Here is a 15821-nt window from a genome sequence, read left to right as displayed (position 1 = left end):
GGACTGGCAATCGCGAGCGGGGTGCCCGGGCCGGGCTACAGGAGGACGATGGAGCCATGGACGGCGTCACGGACGGACGTACTTTCCGGAACGGCTCACTGGCCGGCGTCAGCACACCGGGCCGCGTGGCCGGACCCGACGAGGACATCAGCCACGAGGAGCTGGCCCTCGCGGCCCGCAACCACGGCCTGCTCCTGGAGACCCTGCGCCACGACGTGACCCCACCCGGCCTGCACTACGTACTGGTCCACTACGACATCCCGTACGTTCCGCCCGCCGAGGCCGACACCTGGACGCTGACGGTGGGCGGCCTGGTCCGGGAGCCCCTGGTCCTGGACCTGTCCGCCCTGTACTCACTCCCGCCCGTCACCCACCGAGTGACCATGGAGTGCGCGGGCAACGGACGGGCCCGCCTCACCCCGCGCCCCGTGAGCCAGCCCTGGCTGGTCGAGGCGGTCGGCACGGCCGACTGGACCGGCGTACCCCTGCGGACGCTGCTCGCCGAGGCCGGAGTGGAGCCGGACGCCGTCGAGGCGGTCTTCACGGGAGCCGACCACGGCGTGGAACGCGGCGTCGAGCAGGACTACCGCCGCAGCCTGACGCTCGCGGACGCCACGGCCGCCGACCGGGAGGTCCTGGTGGCGTACGAGATGAACGGCGCCCCGCTGCCACCGCAGCACGGGTATCCGCTGCGTCTGGTGGCCCCCGGCTGGTACGGCATGGCGCATGTGAAGTGGCTGCGGGACATCACGCTCACCGACACCCCGTTCACCGGCTTCCAGCAGTCGGTGGCCTACCGCTTCCGCCAGTCTCCCGACGAGCCCGGCGACCCGGTCACCCGCATCGCGCCGCGCGCGCTGATGGTCCCGCCCGGCTTCCCGGACTTCATGTCCCGCACGAGGGTCGTACGCCCCGGTCCACTGCGGCTGGAGGGCCGCGCCTGGTCGGGCCACGCCCCGGTGACGAAGGTCGAGGTCAGCACGGACGACGGCGGCTCCTGGCAGGAGGCGGAACTCGACCCGCCGGACGGCCGCCCGGGCCATGCCTGGTCCTGGCGCCACTGGCAGGCGCCCTGGACGGCGACTCCCGGCACCCATGTCCTGACGGCCCGGGCCACGGATGCCGCGGGCAACACCCAGCCGGTCACGCAGCCCTGGAACCGGGGAGGCTTCGGAAACAATCTCGTACAGCGGATTCCCGTGCTGTGCCCTGAGGTTGACGAGTAGTCAGCCACACGCTCCCGCCGGGCGTGAGGCAGACCGCGCGCGGCCGACGGAACCCGAGGGGCCGCAACTGGTCCCCGTGACGGGCGGAGAGCGTGACCGCGACGGCGGTGCCGCCCTCCTCGTCGACGGCACGCAGCCCCGGTGCCAGCAGGTCGGCGGCCACGGTGTGGTCCCAGGCGCTGGTGTCGTCCAGCGCACCGACGACGGCCACCTTCCAGTGCGACTCGTCGGGCTTCCAGTGGGCCCCGTCGGGCCCCGCCTTCTTCAGGCCGGCCGACTGGAACGGGCGGTCCTGCGGGCCGAGGGCGAGCTCACGCGAGAGCAGGCCGCTGAAGCGCTGGTCGGGCGGCTCGGCACCGGAGCTGGGAGGCAGCCAGACGGCGGCCGCGAGAAGCGTGCCGTCCTCACGCTCGGCCACCCACACCTGACCGTCCTCCAGGGCATGGTGGGCCAGCATCAGCCGCATGGCACGGCGGGCCCGGTCCCAGTCGACCGGGGCGGCGTCCGGGTGCCGCGGGACGGCTCCGGTGTCGGTCGGGGCGATCAGGCGTGCCACGGCCGGTACGTCCACGAGTCCCGCGGCGCGCACGGTGGTGTGGGGCCGCAGCGGAAGAGGCGCCGCCATGGTCGAGGCGGAGACGGAGGTCAAGGCTGTCGTCATGTGTGGTGTTCTCCTTCTCAGACGGTCCGGCTCGTGCCGGTGAGTTCGACGGTGACGGGGCGTACCCGTGCGGCGGACGGGAGGCCGGCGCGGAGGAGCCGGACGGGGCGCGGCAGGCGCGGCCGGCCGTGGGCGAGGGCTTCCGGTACGGCACGCCGGCCGGGACGGTCCTGGTGGGACTGGGGACGGCTGAGAAGAATCACGCCCCGGGCAGCCGCCACCGCACCGGCGAGGGCGATCAGGGTGCCCGTCGTGCCGTACCGGAAGCCCTCACCGAGCAGGCCGATGCCGATGACGGACGCGGTGACCGGGTTGACGAGGGTGAGCAGGGCCAGCGGACCGCCGAGGCCACTGCGGTACGCCTTCTGGGAGAGCAGCAGCCCGCCCGAGGCGAACGCGACGGTGAGAACCGCGACCACCGCCACGCTCCAGGACAGCGTCGGCCCGACGGCGAGCTTCTGCGCCAGCGTGGAGCCGACCCCGGAGGCGATACCGGAGGCCGCCGCGAAGGCGAGACCGCCGAGGGCGGATCTGCCGGAGGCTGAGCGAACGAGCACCGCGATGCCGACGAAGGCGGCGAGCGCGACCCCGAGCACCTCACCGGTCCCCAGGGTGTCGTCCGGCGCGCGACCGGCCGCGGTGGCGACGAGCAACGCGGTCAGCCCGACAAGAGTGAGAGCCATACCGCGCCACTGCGTACCCGAGGTCCGCCGCCGGGCGACCAGCGAGCCGAGGGGCACCGCAACGACGAGGGTCAGCGCACCGAGCGGCTGCACGAGGGTCAGCGGCCCGTACCGCAGCGCGACGACATGCAGCAGCGCGCCGGAGGCATTGAGCCCGACGGCCCCCCACCACGAGCCGCGGGCGAGCGTGCCCCGCAGATCAGCCGTACCGGCCGCGGTCCGCTCCTGAACCACGGCGGCCGCCGCGTAACAGAACGCGGAGACCAGGGAGAGCGCGAGGGCGAGAACCACCGGACTGCTGACCACCATGACCCGGCCCTCCCCTCAATCGATACGAAACGGTTTCGTACACGAACGCTACGGGGGTCACTAGCGAAACGCAAGCGTTTTTTTAACGGCATGAAAACCGCACAAAAAAACGCGCCCCGTAAGGGGCGCGGGGAACTGCGCGACCAGCCACAACAACGCCGCAGCCAAAAACGGACGCCCCAGCGGAGCGCTACGCGTCGAGAACCTGCCCGGCCCTCTTCACCACAGGCGGCTCCACACTCCAGGCGTCGTTGACCAAATGAGGGTCGTTGCCGACGAGCCATCGCCGCAGGTCAACGCAATGGAGCCCTCAGCTTCGATCAGCCGAGGGCCCCATGTAGAGCTTTGCGAGTCAGTCAGTGCCACACCGGCTCGATCAAGCTCGGGTCGAACTTGCGCTTCCCCCGCCCTGCCGGATGGATCAGCACGGCCGACAGACTGTGCAAGATCAACGCTTGCTGACGCTCGATGGGAAGAGACCGGAAGTCCTCGCCGATGTCCGCGCTCAGCGATTCGGTCTGTTGCCGCTCCTTGTTGAACCGCCCACGTTCGAGCTTCAACTCATCCCGTCGCCGCTCCAGGTCAGGCAGGAGCTGAAGCAAGGTCGAGACCGTGATCCTCTGGTCCCTCGCTGCTCGGGTCAGCTCCGCAACGTCGGCCTCAACGGCAGCCAGCTCGGACAGCTTCGGCCACTGCTCAACCGGGTCCACGGCACTGCCGGCAGCCTTCTGCCGCTGCTCCGCGAGAACCAGGCCGATGATGAACTCGTCGACAGGATCACCGACACGTCCCACCTGCCCGCATCCCCCGTTCACCACTGAGCACTGGTACGTGAACGTGGCGGCTTTCGAACCAGGCTTCCAACGTTTGTTGACCTGACCCCGGATCTTGGTGTGGCACAGTCCGCAACGCGCAATGCCTGACAACAGGTACTTGCGTGCGAACGACCGAGAAGGATCTTTCTGCTTGCGCTCAACAACGACGGCACAGACCGCTTCCCATTCTTCAACGGTGTTGATCACCTCCCATTCACCGATCACCGGCTGACCCTCATCGTCGAGGAGGATCTCTCCGCGGTAGGTGCGGTATCCGCACAGCCGCGGATTGGTCAGCATGTGTTCGAGGTGGTGATGAGCAGTCCGCTTAGTTCCCTGACGCGGATGCCCAAGCCCTCTCCGCTGCCAGTCAGTACGGATGGTCCCAATGCGTACGCCGGCCAGCAGTTGTCTCTGGGCCGCACGGATGTGCTCAGCGGCTTCGAGGTCGACCTTCCGCCCACCCTTCAGCCAGCCGTACGGCGCAGGACCACCGCTCGACTTGCCCTGCCGGGCCAACTCCAGGTGCTTGCGCTGAATCCGGCGCGAGGCGTCATGCGAAGACTTGTTGGCGAACGCCACCATGACGCGGGCCATCGTGCGCCCATCGGCCGTCGAGAGGTTCACGTCATTGGTGACGGTCGCGAACATCCGCCGCTTGCGTTCGTCGTAGAGGTCGATGAGCCGCTCAAGGTCTCTCGGCTGGCGGGCGAGCCGATCGAGGTCGTACGCGACGACTCCGTCAATCAGCCCATCCGCCAAGTCACTCAAGACCAACTCGAACTCAGGCCGCCGGACGTTCCGTTTGAACGCGGACACATCGTTGTCCTCGTACACCCTCGCGACGTCCCAGCCGCGCAACTCTGCGAGCCGTTCACAGTCCTCACGTTGGCGTGCAACGCCGAGCCCATCGCCCTCGTCATCCCTGGAGATCCGCGTATATACGGCGACCTTGAGGACCATGGCTAGACCCGTCCCTGAAGCACGAGCAAACGGCGAACCCATTCGTCATCCCGGGCCGGGGCACGACGCAGGTGCTTCGCGATCCACTCGTCTTTCGTCATCACGGACTTGCGCGCGTCCTGGTCAGTCCTGCGAGCCATCAAGCTCACCTCCCTCCCAGTCGGCAAGGGCTTCGCGTGCGGTCTCACGGTTGAGCTGGATGTCCCGGCGGATGTTGGCTGCGAACCAGGATTCGCCGGGGGTGTGGCCGTGGCCGGCATAGGTCCAGTGGGCGAGGGTCAGGGTGGTCGCCTCCGGGTTGTCGTCAGGGTCGGGCAGGCCGAGCGCGGCGCGTTGCTGGGCCGCCCGGTAGTCGGCACGGACCTGCCGAAGGGCACCGAGGGTGGTCGAGTAGCGGCGGGACTTGGTGGAGAAGTGGCCGCGGAAGCCGAGCATGTGAGCCCAGTCCCGCAGCTTCCGTTCCGGGTAGAGGGCGTGCAGGTCTAAGCACGCTTCGATCAAGCGGCGGGGGTGGCCGGGCACGCCGAGGAGGACGAGGGCCTCCTTGTTGCCGACCCGGCGGTCGACGGTGCCGGTGGTCTCGGCGGCTTTGGTGGCGTACTTGGCGACGTAGGAGGCAACGGCCTGTTCGGTGAGGTCTTCGCCGTTGCCGAACGCGCCGATCGGCTGCACGTCGAGCTGTGTGCCCCACCGCAGGGTGCGGGCCGGCTGGACGCGCGCCGGCTGGTCGGGGTCCGGCTGGTATCGGGCCGGGGGTACGTCGACCGCGACGCGGGCAGCGGCAGCGTGGATCGAGTCGGTGAGTAGCGCGATGGTTGCCCAGTGCGGGGGCGGGGAGTCGGGGCCGTCCGGTCCGTCGAAGCGGATCACGGCGTGGAAGTGCACGGCTCCGCGCTTCTGGTACTCCGCGACCTTCCCGAACGACAGCCGCGACTGTTCCCGGGCATCTTTCTGGGTGAGGCCGGCACGAGCGGCGATCTCGCGGCGGAGGTAGATCGTGAAGTAACGCCACAGGTCGGAGGCGTGGTTGTTCCATAGCACCGCGCCCGCGTAGTCGTAGGTGCCCGGGTCGAGCGGGGTGCCGAGTTCCGGCGCATCGTCGGCATGACGAGTCCCGCAGCGGCAGGGCCGGTTGGCAGGGCGGTTGTGGACGGGACCGAAGGACGGAGCGGTGAGGGTGGCGAAGACGCGGGGGTGATCGCGCACGGTGTGCGGGGTGCCCTTGGCCGGGTCGCCGGTGAGTCCGGCGCGGATCAGGTGATAGGTGTCGCCCGCGTAGGTCCAGGCGCAGGCCGGGCAGCGCGAGGCGCGGCGGTTGCCGCAAGCGATGCGAAGCATGCCGCCCGGCTCCTGGTCGGTGTCGTAGTAGTGCAGGACGGTCTTGGTGGCCGGGTCGATCGTCTTCGTGGCGCCGGTGAGGCGGATCGGGTCGGTGCAGCCGCCGGTGCGGCGGATCTGCTCATGCCAGCGGTCGAAGCCATCGGCACCGGCCACCCTCAACACGTCGGTGAGGGTGGCCGGGTCGAGACCCGCCAAGGTGGCGGTGTCGGTCACCGGCGCCACCCCTTCTTCTGCGAGGTGTTGGCCGATGAGCTGGACGGGCCGGAGGAACCACCGGGACGGGACGGCTTCACGCCCGGGTCGGTGTCGTGCAGGCTGTGCGCCTTTGCGGTCTTCTTGTTGCGGTCACAGTCACCGTCCAGTCCGTCGGACAGGATGCGGTCGACTCCGAGGCTCCAGCGGCGCGGCATCAGGCACCCACCTTCTGCCTGCGCGCGATGCGGGTCGTGCCGGTGCCCTTGCAGGTCCGGCAGACAACACGGAGGGTGGCGCGGGAACCGTCGTGGTCACGGGCTCCGGTGGTCACCGCGGCAATGGCAAAGCCCTTGCAGTCGCGGCAGGCGAGCGGGTTCGAGTCGTGCTCGGGCATGATGGGGCTTCCCTTTCGGGTCCGTTGAATCTGGAAGGTGGGAAGGCGCCCGGAGCGGACGAAACTTGGCGGTTGAGGCCGCTCCGGGGGCCGTTCAGCGAGAGTTGCGGCGGCCGTGTCCCTTGGCCGCGTACATCGCGGCATCGGCTGCGGACAGGGCGTCAGTGAGGACGGGCACGGGCAGGTCGCTGCGGTGGCAGGAGCCGACCGAGGCGGAGACCGGCAACAGGTCGCCTGCGTGCGGGACGGACCGGGCGAGGGCGGAGCGAAGGGCCGCGATGCCGGGGGTCTGGCCGAGGCCGGTGACGATCACGGCAAACTCGTCTCCCCCGAGGCGGGCAGCGATGCCGTGGTGTCCGCACCAGTCACGCAGTCGGCGGGCAGTCGCGATGAGAACCGCGTCCCCGGCAGCGTGACCATGGGTGTCATTGGTGCTCTTGAAGTCGTCCAGGTCGATCAGGACGACGAGCGCGGTCGTGTGCCGGTTGAGCAGGTGTTCGGCGCGGGTGGTCCACCCGGCGCGGGTGTGCAGACCGGTCAACGGATCACGGCGGGCGGTGGCCAGGCGGCGGGCGAGGAGACCGCTGTGAAGGGCCCATCCGAGCGCCGGTAACGCTGCGGCAATCACGGTTTCCACAACTCACCTCGCCTTGTGTAGATCGTTGACGAGCAGACGCAGGACAACGGAGACCACGGCGACGGAGACGCCGGTGATGGCGACCGCCAGCAGGAGCGAGACCAGGACCGCGCCGACGACGAGCACCACGCCACCGCCACCCACGGCGAGGACCAGCACGCTGCCGGGGGTGAGCTGAACCGTGGGCCGGTTGGAGACCGGGGCCGGGGCCGGGGCCGACGTGATGGGCACCGGGGTGTGGACGGTCGAGGTGCTGGCCGCCGGGGGCGGTGCGGTGTCGGGGGTCGGGTACTTCGGGGTGAACACGGGTGGTGTCCCTTCGGGTTGGGTTACTTGATGGCGGTGCCGACGGCGGGGCCCAGGAAGCTGCCGGCGATGAGGTAGCCGCCGAGCAGGAGCACGGCCACCAGCCACAGCGGCGGACGGGCGAGCTTGACGCCGAGCCATCCGACGACGATCAGGGCGAGCCACAGCGGAACGTCCATGGCGGGATCTCCTCTCAGGCCTTGCAGCGGTGGGTTCGGGCGGTGAGTTCGGCGGCGGAGCGGTCGTCGTGCTCGGTGGAGAAACCGCAGCCGGGGGCGGTGCAGGCGGCCGTGTGCTTGTTCCGGCCGCGGCCGTCGTAGTAGGTCGCGACTTGTACCGGTCCCATGCGGACCACGTCGCGGAAGCGGCGATAGGCGGTCATGGCGTCAGTCCTCCTGTCGGAGGCTGCGGCCGGAGAATTCGGCGAGGATGCGGGCTGCCGCGTCCGGGTCCGGGGTGCGGTCGGCGGCTTCCTCGGCGAGCAGACGGGCCAAGGTCGGGCGGCCCGAGTCGGCCATCTCGCGGGCCGCGTCCACGAAGTCGGTGGGGCGGTCGAAGGTGAACCGAGGCATGGGGGAATCTCCTTTCTGATCAGGTGAGTTGGAGTTGAGCGGCGATAGCGTCGGTCATCGGGGCGGGCAGTTGGAGCCGGGCCGACAGCACATCGGCGGGCATCGGCGATCCGGTCGAGGCGCGGTGCGCGTCGGCGATCTTTCGCGCGTGGTCCAGGAGTGCGGCCGGTACGGCAGGCACCGCAGCCGGAGTCGGTACGGGGGTCAGCTCCGGGATCGGAGCAGGCGTGGGAGCGGGTTCGTCGGTGCGGTGCATGGCGACTTCCGGTGCGGCCGGTTCGTCCACAGCCTGTGCAGGAGCGGCCGGTTCGGTCGGTGCGTGCACGAGGAGGGTTCCGCCGAGGAAGGCCAGGGCAGGCCAGCCGGCCACGACGATGCACAGCCAGGCGGGCACGTGCTTCAGGTCGAGGAGTCCGGCGGTGGCGATGTTCGCGCCGAGCGAGGCGACCAGAGCGATGACGAACCAGGTCCAGGCGGACCGGTCCCGGCGGGCCGTGCGCAACCGGCGCCATGCGGCGACGAGCAGCAGGTCGACCGAGATGGGGTAGGCCCAGGCTTTCCAGCCGGTCTGTCCGGCGGCTTCGGCCAGGTCGTGCAGGTGGGCGAAGGACAGCGCGCCGGCGATGACCGCCTGTACGAGTACGGCGTCCACGCGGATCGAGCGGGGCATGTCCTCACCTCCTTCGGGGAGTTGGGCCGGGGCGGGGCGGCGATCGGTGTCCGGCCGCCCGGCCCCGGCGCTGATCAGTCGGGGGCCTGGCCGCTTCCGAGGCAGTTCAGGCACAAGCCGGTCTGTTGGCCGACCGGGCGATGCCGGCGACCGACGCGGACCGTGCGGGAGACCTCGCCGGTGCCCTTGCACACCGGGCAGTCCTTCACCTCCGGCGCGGGAGCCTTGCTCTGGGATGTGGTCACGGGGTGGTGCTCCTCTCGGTTTCGGCATGGGCGGGGTAGGGACCTGGCGCGAGGCGGTCGCGCCGACCGGGATGGAGCAGGGCGCTATTCGGTAGCCGGGACCGGCTTGACCAGCGACGGGCTGTCAACAGCCGGTGCGGGCACGTGGGGCCGGAACGGGTCGAGGACGGGCAGATCCGGGACCAGGTGGGCGAACTCCCGGCAGACCGCGACCACTTCATCGCGGGACGTCTCGGGGGTGCGGATGCGGCACCAGCCGCCGGCCGCATCGGTCGCCACCGCGGTACCGGGCCGGTTGGCGGGGATCACGCAGGCAGCCGGGACCGCGGTCGGGGCGACGTCCTTGAGCCCCATTTCGGCGGTTTCCTTGTCGTTGACGCGGTGCACGACACGGCCGGTGAGCTGAGCGCGCAGCATGGTGGCGCCCTTGCCCAGGTCGGAGCCGAAGCGCTGAGCGCAGATCTCCAGGTGAATGCCGACCGAACGGGCCATCTGTGCCAGCCGGATCAGCGCGGTGACGATCCTCGTGCGGCGTTCCTCATCCTTGTTCGAGGAGATCAAGAACAGTTCGGCGATCTCGTCGACCAGCACGACGATCGGAACCGGGCGCACCGCGGAGGGCAGTTCCCACAGGTCCGAGACGCCATGCAGGCTCAGCAGGTCGAACCGGGTCTCCATCTCCGCGACCAGGACATCGAGCAGGGAGGCGGCATGGTCCGGAGTGGTCACCAGCGCCGACAGGCGGGGCGCGAACGCGGACTGTTCCACCCCGCGCTTGCAGTCGACACCGACCAGCGCCACGGGCAGTTGGGCCAGCCCTTTGATCAGGTTGCGCTGATACATGGACTTGCCGGAGGAGTTGGCGCCCAAGGTGAGCGCCATGGGCATCTTGCGGTAGTCCCGCTCGAACGCGGTGCCATCCTCGCGCAGGGCGACTGGCACCACCATGCCGTGCGGCTGAGCCTTGCGCGGCATCCGCACCCGACGCAGCACGTCATAGCCGGTCATCCGCAGTTCCACGAACCCGGGCTTCGTCTCGGCCACGGTGACCGAGTGCACACCCCACGCGTGACGCAGACGCTCCGAGGACGCGATCACGTCCGCGGGCTCCAGGCCGGCGGGCAGTCGCAGCGTGACCCGAAGGCCCGTCGACGTGCCGCGTACCCGGCGGATCTTCGGCGGTACCGGCTGCACCTCACGACGGGCGACGCTCCGGGTCATGAACGCCCGCAGACCGGACGGCTGCACCGTCAGCCCGCACACATCCATCGTCGAGCGGTAACTCAAGCTGAAACGCCCCCACGTGGCGGGCAGCCCGACCAGCGACCAGTACACGCGCGGAGCGCGGAACTTCGCGTAGCCGAGGCCACCGGCACCCACTAAGGCTCCGGTTGCCTCCAGCCACAGGGACAGGTCACTCATGGTCAGGCCGCCGGGGTGATCGCGACCGCGCTGAACGCGATACCCGAGCGCTTCTCACCCTTGATCACGTTCTCCCAGTCCTTGGCCTTCAGCCCGATGACCTTGACCGGCATGCCCGGCACGAGCCCCTCCGGGAAGCCGGTCTCCGGGATCGAAACCTTGAGGAGGTTCCCCTCCCCCTCATCCGAGACCACCAGGCCCACGGTCGACATGGCGTGACCTTCCTGATTCACGGCCCGCTCACCGGTCTGGAAGTTCTTCACCTTCGGTTCGGGCGCAGTCGCCACGAACACCACAGCAGTCGAAGTGTCGATCTTGAAGGACGGCATTATGGAGTTCTCCCCTTGTGGGATGAGCCCCGGACTGCGTTGTGATCTTGGCGGATGGCACGCAGTCCGGGGTGCGTTGTTCTCTGACCCTCCCGAAGCTACTCGCAGTTTTTCTGCGGGTCAACAGAAAAGCTGCGACTAGCAGCAAAACTCTGAGTCTGCGAGACTGTCGGCGAGGAGAAGGAGGAGCTATGGGAAATTTCGCACTCTTCGTCCGATTCACTCTGCGTGAGGGGATGGGCGATGCCTTTGACACACTGGTGAAGGAGACCGAAGCGGGGATCCGGGCGCACGAGCCAGGAACGCTGGTCTACGCCTGCCACAAGGTCGAGGGGGCTCCCGCTGAGCGGATCTTCTTCGAGATCTACGCCGATCGGGCAGCGTTTGACGAGCATGAGCGCCAGCCGCACACGGTTCGATTTCTGAGCGAGCGAACCCGGTACGTCGAGAAGACCGACGTGGACTGGCTTGAGCCGTACGCCGGGAAGTACCCGCACGGAGCCGCGCAGTGAGTGCCCTACCGCCTACCACTGGACAGCGGATCAAGGAACTGCGACGGGCGGCAGGCATGTCGCAAGCCGACCTTGCCGCAGCCATGAGGCGATCCGAGAGCTGGGTATCTCAGGTTGAACGCGGCGTGCAGCCCGTTGAACGCTTCGCAATCATTCAAGCGCTCGCCGACGCACTAGGCGTCTCAACGCAGGATGTTCGTCCCGACACCGCTCCCGCCCCGACGAACCTTGCGGACGACGCGCCAGAACCGGAAAGCAATGATCTAGACGGTCTACGCGTCGCCCTCACTGGCCATCCTGCCTTGGGCAGCCTGTTCGACCGCAGACCTAGTTCTCCTACGCCCTCGCTTGCCGAGTTTCGCCAACTCGTTGACCAGGCATGGGAGTACGTGCACGCGTCGAGCTTTGCAGCGTTGAGTGACCATCTCGTCAGGTTGCTCCCCGACATCGAAGTTGCAGTTCGCCACGCGCCAGCGGCCGATCGAGTCGAGCTGCATTCGCTCAGAGCGCGCAGTTACCAAGCAGCCGCCGCTAGCTTCACTCGGCAGGACCAGGCGGATGCCGCATGGGTAGCCGCAGACCGCGCTTTGCAGGCAGCCGAGATGGCCGGCCAGCCGCTTGAGGTGGTGGCCAGCCTCTTTCGCATGGCTCATGCGTTCATGCGGCAGCAACACATGGACCAGGCCGAGCAGGCGGCGAAGTCAGCGGTCGAAGTCCTGGAACCACGGGGAGAGAACCCCGCCTGCCCACCTGAGGAACTGTCGCTTCTCGGCGCCATGAACCTTGTGCTTGCCGTGATCAATGCGCGGGAGGGGAACCGGCCTGGAACCCATGCTCATCTCAAACGAGCAAGGGAACTCGCCACGCGATTGGGTGAGGACCGGAACGACTTCGATACCGAGTTCGGTCCCACGAACGTCAAGCTCCACTCAGTGAGTACAGCCGTAGAGCTAGGGGATGCGGGACTGGCACTGGAGACTGCGGCAGAAGTCGACGCCGGCGGTCTCTCAGCCGAGCGCCAATCGCGCTTCCTCCTCGACGTAGCACGGGCCCACGCGCAACGCCGACACGTTGGCGAGGCGACCGCAGCACTCTTGGATGCCGAGACCCTCGCACCCGAACAAATTCGCGACCACCACTCAGCCCGCGAAGTCATCCGTGACCTCATCCAACTGTCGGACCGACGCGTGCCCGAGACCCTCCGGGAGCTTGCCGACCGCTGTGGCGTGAGCTGAGTTGTTACAGGTTTCTCTACCTCATCAAGGGCCCGCGCAAAGCGCGGGCTGGCCCCTTGGGCTCGGCCCCTCTGCGCCTTCGGCGCCGGGGCCGGCCCCTGGGGCCGCAAGCATGTTACGGCCCAGGGTAGGAACCTAGACGTGCAAGCCACGGCCAGAACGAGCCTCCGGCGGGGGCGCTCAGACTCCGGGATGGACGGGGCGCCGTTCGCGAGTGCCGGCCGAGTAGTGGCGTGCGTGGGGGTGCTTCCATCCCGTCCACCGTCGACCCAGGCAGAGCCGAGCAGACGCGGCCCATGGCGTCCAGGTCGTTCGTACAGTGGCGCGCTCCACCTGGACGCCATGAACCACGCCCGCTCCACGGTGTGTGGGTCGACGGCGGACGGGATGGAAGCTGGGGAAGTAGTGGGTTGCTGAAGGGGCGCATAGCCGTCCCATGTGCGTTAGCAGCCCACCACTGGGCACGTCAGCGGTGGTGCCACCAGTAGAGCGCAAAGGTCGCTGCCCCGCTCAAGCTGGCTTTCACAGCCGTGCGCATGAGCTCGTCCGACGCGGAGTTCAAGAGCCTACGGAGGTGGCGGCGTGCACCGTGTTCCACCAGGTGGGTGCGGATCTGACGGGTTCCCCGGGCTGTGGGTGCGGCTTTGCGCATGGGTCGCGGACGGTGGCAGCGCCTACACTTTCGAGTGCTGGGAATGTCGACCTCCTTCGGTTGGCATTTCTGACGGTGTTGGCGGCCTCCTGCGTAGGACCAGGGGGCCGCCGCCGTTTCCGGTGGAAGCCTTGGCCCTGCGTTAGGACCAGGGGCCGCCGTTACCGGGGCCATGGCCGCACAATCTATTCTGAGGCAGCGCACTGACACTGGAACGTCGCGAACAACCCTGCCCTGACCTGCATTTATGTTCATTTGATCGGTGACGGCCAGTCAGTTTTGTCAAACTACGTTGATGGCCACACGCCCACTGCGCATCGAGCACGGTCGGACCTCAGTTGCCGACGAGATCATGCGAGATCAGATCCGGCGAGCATCCAAACAGTCGGGTGACACGAGTGCTAGCTTCCGGCTCCTCATTGCGACCATCCTTCGGGATGCTGCCGAGTCCGTCCTCCGCGAAGAGGTCATCGCGGCCCGAGAGGTGCACGATCTGACCTGGAAGGAGGTCGGTGAGGCCTTGGGAGTCTCAGCTCAGGCTGCACACCACAAGTATTCGCAACCAGCAGGCTCGTGATCATCGTGCTTGTCTACGTCCCCAGCCACAGGAGCGATCAGACTGGCCCATCGGCTCTGTCTAGATCGCGCAAGAGCTCCGACGAGTCTGCTACAGCCTTACGCGTCCGGTCCTTGGCTGCCGCAAGTCGCCTCTTCCGAAACCACCGGGACCGCTGAGGATGCCACAGAGCTTGGTAGATCATCTCGGCGGCCTCGTTCAGGCCTTGCAGATGATGGGATTCTAGCCACCCACCCCCCTCGTCGGGGCCGCCGTGCCGCTCGTAATTACGACGACTCTGCTTGTAGAAGGCAAACCTCGTAGTCACGTACCAATTCGATAGGTCACGAGATACCCCGGCGATCATCGAGGCTGATTCGAATGCGTGCAGGGCCCTCCGGAGCCGAGGCCAGACCTCGGGGTCATCTGCACGCCAAACAAGCTCATCCAATTCCGTCATAGCGCTCCGAACGTCGGCACGAGCTTTACGGCGTTCGGGGCTTGCACTCACGTATTGGCCTACAACGCCACCGACGCTGCCCGCACCAAGGAGTTGCAGCCATCCAGCAAGATCAGCCATCGGGCGACGGTAACAGAGCAATGAGTGCAGGCTAGAGGGCTTCCTTCGATGGAGTGATCGGCTCGCCTGACTTACGCACTACAGGCAAAACACTCCACGGAAAGTTGATCCACTCGTCCGTGCGCTTCCACACGTACTCGCACTTCACCAGTGACTGCGACTTCTCGTAGATGACGGCGGACCGGACCTCCGCGACGGCGTCGACGCAGAAGTCGTACACGAGTTTCAACGTCTTGCCGGTGTCGGCGACGTCGTCCGTGATCAGCACCTTCTTGTCGGAGAAGTCGATGGTGTTGGGGACGGGCGCCAGCATGACCGGCATGTCGAGAGTGGTCCCGACCCCGGTGTAGAACTCGACGTTCACGAGGTGGATGTTCTTGCAGTCGAGGGCGTAGGCGAGCCCGCCGGCGACGAAGACGCCCCCGCGGGCGATGCTGAGCACGATGTCGGGCTCGTACCCGTCGTCGGCGATGGTCTGGGCGAGCTCGCGGACGGCGAGGCCGAAACGGTCGTAGGTGAGGTTCTCGCGCACGTCGCTCATGTCGCCGCCACTCACACCTGGGTCCGATGGAAGTTGAGGAAGGAGCGTGAGGCGGTCGGTCCGCGCTGCCCCTGGTAGCGGGACCCGTACCGGTCGCTGCCGTACGGGAACTCGGCCGACGAGCTGAGCTGGAACAGGCACAGCTGCCCGATCTTCATGCCCGGCCAGAGCTTGATGGGGAGGGTCGCGAGGTTGGACAGCTCAAGGGTCACGTGCCCGGAGAAGCCGGGGTCGATGAACCCTGCGGTGGAGTGCGTGACGAGCCCGAGCCGCCCGAGCGAACTCTTGCCTTCGAGCCGGGACGCCAGATCATCGGGAAGCGTGATGACCTCGTACGTCGACGCGAGGACGAACTCCCCGGGGTGCAGGATGAACGGCTCGTCCCCCTCGGGCTCGACGAGCCGAGTGAGATCCGCCTGCTCGATGGACGGATCGATATGGGGATAGCGGTGGTTCTCGAACACCCGGAAGTAGCGGTCGAGCCGCACGTCGACGCTCGACGGCTGCACCATGGATTCGTCGTAGGGGTCGATCCGTACGCGCCCGGCGTCGATCTCGGCCCGGATGTCCTTGTCAGAGAGAAGCACGCCCCGAGGATACGCAGAGCGACAGGGCCCGCCACAATCCGGTGATCGTGGCGGACCCGGGCGGTCACGAACGAGGTGAGCGCGCGGTACCCGGCACCACGTACCGAGCACTGCGCACTGCGTGTGCTCAGCGCCTCTCGTACTCCACAGGTACGACATTGCGGAGCCGGGCACAGCGTGGACAACGGATCAGCCGGCCGGGGCCGAGCCGATCGGCCTGCTGCATCGGAAGCGAGGCGGTGCTGAACACGTGCCCTTCGGCACAACGGACGACGGTGCTGCGTTCCATCAAGTCCTCAGAGTCCCTTCCCCAAGAGCCGCGTCTGCCTGACGAGGAAGCGCCACATTACGGGACGAAGCGGACGGCCCTCCAGGCGGCACTCCGATCCC

20 protein-coding genes are annotated in these 15821 nt (G+C 68.0%); 3 read left to right on the top strand and 17 right to left on the bottom strand.

Features of this window, described 5'->3' with window-relative positions; genetic code table 11:
* The first annotated feature begins 56 nt into the window (after positions 1-56).
* A complete protein-coding gene (locus tag OG718_RS29580; RefSeq protein WP_143640047.1) occupies positions 57-1226 on the top strand; it encodes a sulfite oxidase in 1170 nt (389 codons plus the stop codon).
* On the opposite strand, the gene OG718_RS29575 is transcribed toward OG718_RS29580, so the two are convergent.
* From OG718_RS29575 to OG718_RS29505, 15 genes are all read right to left on the bottom strand, one after another.
* Positions 1144-1887 carry a hypothetical protein gene (locus tag OG718_RS29575; RefSeq protein WP_328845637.1) on the bottom strand — a complete coding sequence of 248 codons (744 nt, stop codon included), beginning with the start codon at positions 1885-1887 and terminating at the stop codon, positions 1144-1146. The genes OG718_RS29580 and OG718_RS29575 overlap by 83 nt on opposite strands.
* A gap of 17 nt (positions 1888-1904) precedes the next feature.
* Complete coding sequence (locus OG718_RS29570; RefSeq protein WP_328845636.1) at positions 1905-2879, bottom strand: hypothetical protein; 975 nt, start codon at positions 2877-2879, stop codon at positions 1905-1907.
* Between the two features lie 356 nt (positions 2880-3235).
* Positions 3236-4657 (bottom strand): recombinase family protein, encoded by a 1422-nt coding sequence (locus OG718_RS29565; protein WP_328845635.1) that lies wholly within the window; start codon positions 4655-4657, stop codon positions 3236-3238.
* A 123-nt stretch (positions 4658-4780) separates the two neighbouring features.
* The gene (gene repSA, locus OG718_RS29560) at positions 4781-6211 is read right to left on the bottom strand and encodes a replication initiator protein RepSA (RefSeq protein WP_328845634.1); all 1431 of its coding nucleotides are present in this window, start codon (positions 6209-6211) and stop codon (positions 4781-4783) included.
* Positions 6208-6408, bottom strand: a complete 201-nt coding sequence (locus OG718_RS29555; protein ID WP_328845633.1) for a hypothetical protein — start codon at positions 6406-6408, stop codon at positions 6208-6210. Before OG718_RS29555 ends, repSA begins: the two co-directional genes overlap by 4 nt.
* Positions 6408-6587: a hypothetical protein gene (locus OG718_RS29550; RefSeq protein WP_328845632.1), complete on the bottom strand. Its 180-nt coding sequence runs from the start codon at positions 6585-6587 to the stop codon at positions 6408-6410. The genes OG718_RS29555 and OG718_RS29550 overlap by 1 nt, the downstream gene beginning before the upstream one ends.
* A gap of 94 nt (positions 6588-6681) precedes the next feature.
* Complete coding sequence (locus OG718_RS29545) at positions 6682-7224, bottom strand: GGDEF domain-containing protein (RefSeq protein ID WP_328845631.1); 543 nt, start codon at positions 7222-7224, stop codon at positions 6682-6684.
* Between the two features lie 3 nt (positions 7225-7227).
* The gene (locus tag OG718_RS29540) at positions 7228-7530 is read right to left on the bottom strand and encodes a SpdD protein (RefSeq protein ID WP_328845630.1); all 303 of its coding nucleotides are present in this window, start codon (positions 7528-7530) and stop codon (positions 7228-7230) included.
* 23 nt (positions 7531-7553) lie between these two features.
* Positions 7554-7709 (bottom strand): hypothetical protein, encoded by a 156-nt coding sequence (locus tag OG718_RS29535; protein WP_328845629.1) that lies wholly within the window; start codon positions 7707-7709, stop codon positions 7554-7556.
* 14 nt (positions 7710-7723) lie between these two features.
* On the bottom strand, positions 7724-7912 hold the full coding sequence (locus tag OG718_RS29530; protein WP_328845628.1) for a mobile element transfer protein: 189 nt from the start codon (positions 7910-7912) through the stop codon (positions 7724-7726).
* A 4-nt stretch (positions 7913-7916) separates the two neighbouring features.
* Entirely contained in the window at positions 7917-8102 is a 186-nt protein-coding gene (locus tag OG718_RS29525) for a hypothetical protein (RefSeq protein WP_328845627.1), read from the bottom strand.
* A gap of 19 nt (positions 8103-8121) precedes the next feature.
* A complete protein-coding gene (locus OG718_RS29520; protein ID WP_328845626.1) occupies positions 8122-8772 on the bottom strand; it encodes a DUF2637 domain-containing protein in 651 nt (216 codons plus the stop codon).
* A gap of 74 nt (positions 8773-8846) precedes the next feature.
* Positions 8847-9017: a hypothetical protein gene (locus OG718_RS29515; protein ID WP_328845625.1), complete on the bottom strand. Its 171-nt coding sequence runs from the start codon at positions 9015-9017 to the stop codon at positions 8847-8849.
* An 84-nt stretch (positions 9018-9101) separates the two neighbouring features.
* On the bottom strand, positions 9102-10439 hold the full coding sequence (locus tag OG718_RS29510; RefSeq protein WP_328845624.1) for an FtsK/SpoIIIE domain-containing protein: 1338 nt from the start codon (positions 10437-10439) through the stop codon (positions 9102-9104).
* Positions 10440-10441: 2 nt separating this feature from the next.
* Positions 10442-10768, bottom strand: coding sequence for an SCO3933 family regulatory protein (locus tag OG718_RS29505; protein ID WP_328845623.1), 327 nt, complete (start codon positions 10766-10768; stop codon positions 10442-10444).
* Positions 10769-10959: 191 nt separating this feature from the next.
* On the opposite strand from OG718_RS29505, the gene OG718_RS29500 reads away from it, so the two are divergent.
* Entirely contained in the window at positions 10960-11280 is a 321-nt protein-coding gene (locus OG718_RS29500; protein WP_328845622.1) for a putative quinol monooxygenase, read from the top strand.
* The gene (locus OG718_RS29495; protein ID WP_328845621.1) at positions 11277-12515 is read left to right on the top strand and encodes a helix-turn-helix domain-containing protein; all 1239 of its coding nucleotides are present in this window, start codon (positions 11277-11279) and stop codon (positions 12513-12515) included. Before OG718_RS29500 ends, OG718_RS29495 begins: the two co-directional genes overlap by 4 nt.
* Positions 12516-14334: 1819 nt before the next feature.
* Here OG718_RS29495 and OG718_RS29490 read toward each other — a convergent pair.
* Both OG718_RS29490 and dcd read right to left on the bottom strand, forming a co-directional pair.
* Entirely contained in the window at positions 14335-14844 is a 510-nt protein-coding gene (locus OG718_RS29490; protein ID WP_328845620.1) for a phosphoribosyltransferase, read from the bottom strand.
* An 11-nt stretch (positions 14845-14855) separates the two neighbouring features.
* Entirely contained in the window at positions 14856-15431 is a 576-nt protein-coding gene (gene dcd / locus OG718_RS29485) for a dCTP deaminase (RefSeq protein ID WP_143640041.1), read from the bottom strand.
* Between the last annotated feature and the right edge of the window lie 390 nt (positions 15432-15821).

This window comes from Streptomyces sp. NBC_00258 (assembly GCF_036182465.1).
GTDB lineage: Bacteria > Actinomycetota > Actinomycetes > Streptomycetales > Streptomycetaceae > Streptomyces.
The sequence above is the reverse complement of the archived record's forward strand: the minus strand, read 5'-3'. Positions and strand labels throughout refer to the sequence as shown.

Bases quoted from the DNA above. Each gene is read 5' to 3' on its own strand.
- OG718_RS29575 (WP_328845637.1), bottom strand. From the start codon at position 1,887: ATGACGACAGCCTTGACCTCCGTCTCCGCCTCGACCATGGCGGCGCCT.
- OG718_RS29565 (WP_328845635.1), bottom strand. From the start codon at position 4,657: ATGGTCCTCAAGGTCGCCGTATATACGCGGATCTCCAGGGATGACGAG.
- OG718_RS29555 (WP_328845633.1), bottom strand. From the start codon at position 6,408: ATGCCGCGCCGCTGGAGCCTCGGAGTCGACCGCATCCTGTCCGACGGA.
- OG718_RS29530 (WP_328845628.1), bottom strand. From the start codon at position 7,912: ATGACCGCCTATCGCCGCTTCCGCGACGTGGTCCGCATGGGACCGGTA.
- OG718_RS29510 (WP_328845624.1), bottom strand. From the start codon at position 10,439: ATGAGTGACCTGTCCCTGTGGCTGGAGGCAACCGGAGCCTTAGTGGGT.
- OG718_RS29570 (WP_328845636.1), bottom strand. From the start codon at position 2,879: ATGGTGGTCAGCAGTCCGGTGGTTCTCGCCCTCGCGCTCTCCCTGGTC.
- OG718_RS29580 (WP_143640047.1), top strand. From the start codon at position 57: ATGGACGGCGTCACGGACGGACGTACTTTCCGGAACGGCTCACTGGCC.
- OG718_RS29520 (WP_328845626.1), bottom strand. From the start codon at position 8,772: ATGCCCCGCTCGATCCGCGTGGACGCCGTACTCGTACAGGCGGTCATC.
- OG718_RS29550 (WP_328845632.1), bottom strand. From the start codon at position 6,587: ATGCCCGAGCACGACTCGAACCCGCTCGCCTGCCGCGACTGCAAGGGC.
- OG718_RS29525 (WP_328845627.1), bottom strand. From the start codon at position 8,102: ATGCCTCGGTTCACCTTCGACCGCCCCACCGACTTCGTGGACGCGGCC.
- OG718_RS29535 (WP_328845629.1), bottom strand. From the start codon at position 7,709: ATGGACGTTCCGCTGTGGCTCGCCCTGATCGTCGTCGGATGGCTCGGC.
- OG718_RS29500 (WP_328845622.1), top strand. From the start codon at position 10,960: ATGGGAAATTTCGCACTCTTCGTCCGATTCACTCTGCGTGAGGGGATG.
- OG718_RS29490 (WP_328845620.1), bottom strand. From the start codon at position 14,844: ATGAGCGACGTGCGCGAGAACCTCACCTACGACCGTTTCGGCCTCGCC.
- OG718_RS29505 (WP_328845623.1), bottom strand. From the start codon at position 10,768: ATGCCGTCCTTCAAGATCGACACTTCGACTGCTGTGGTGTTCGTGGCG.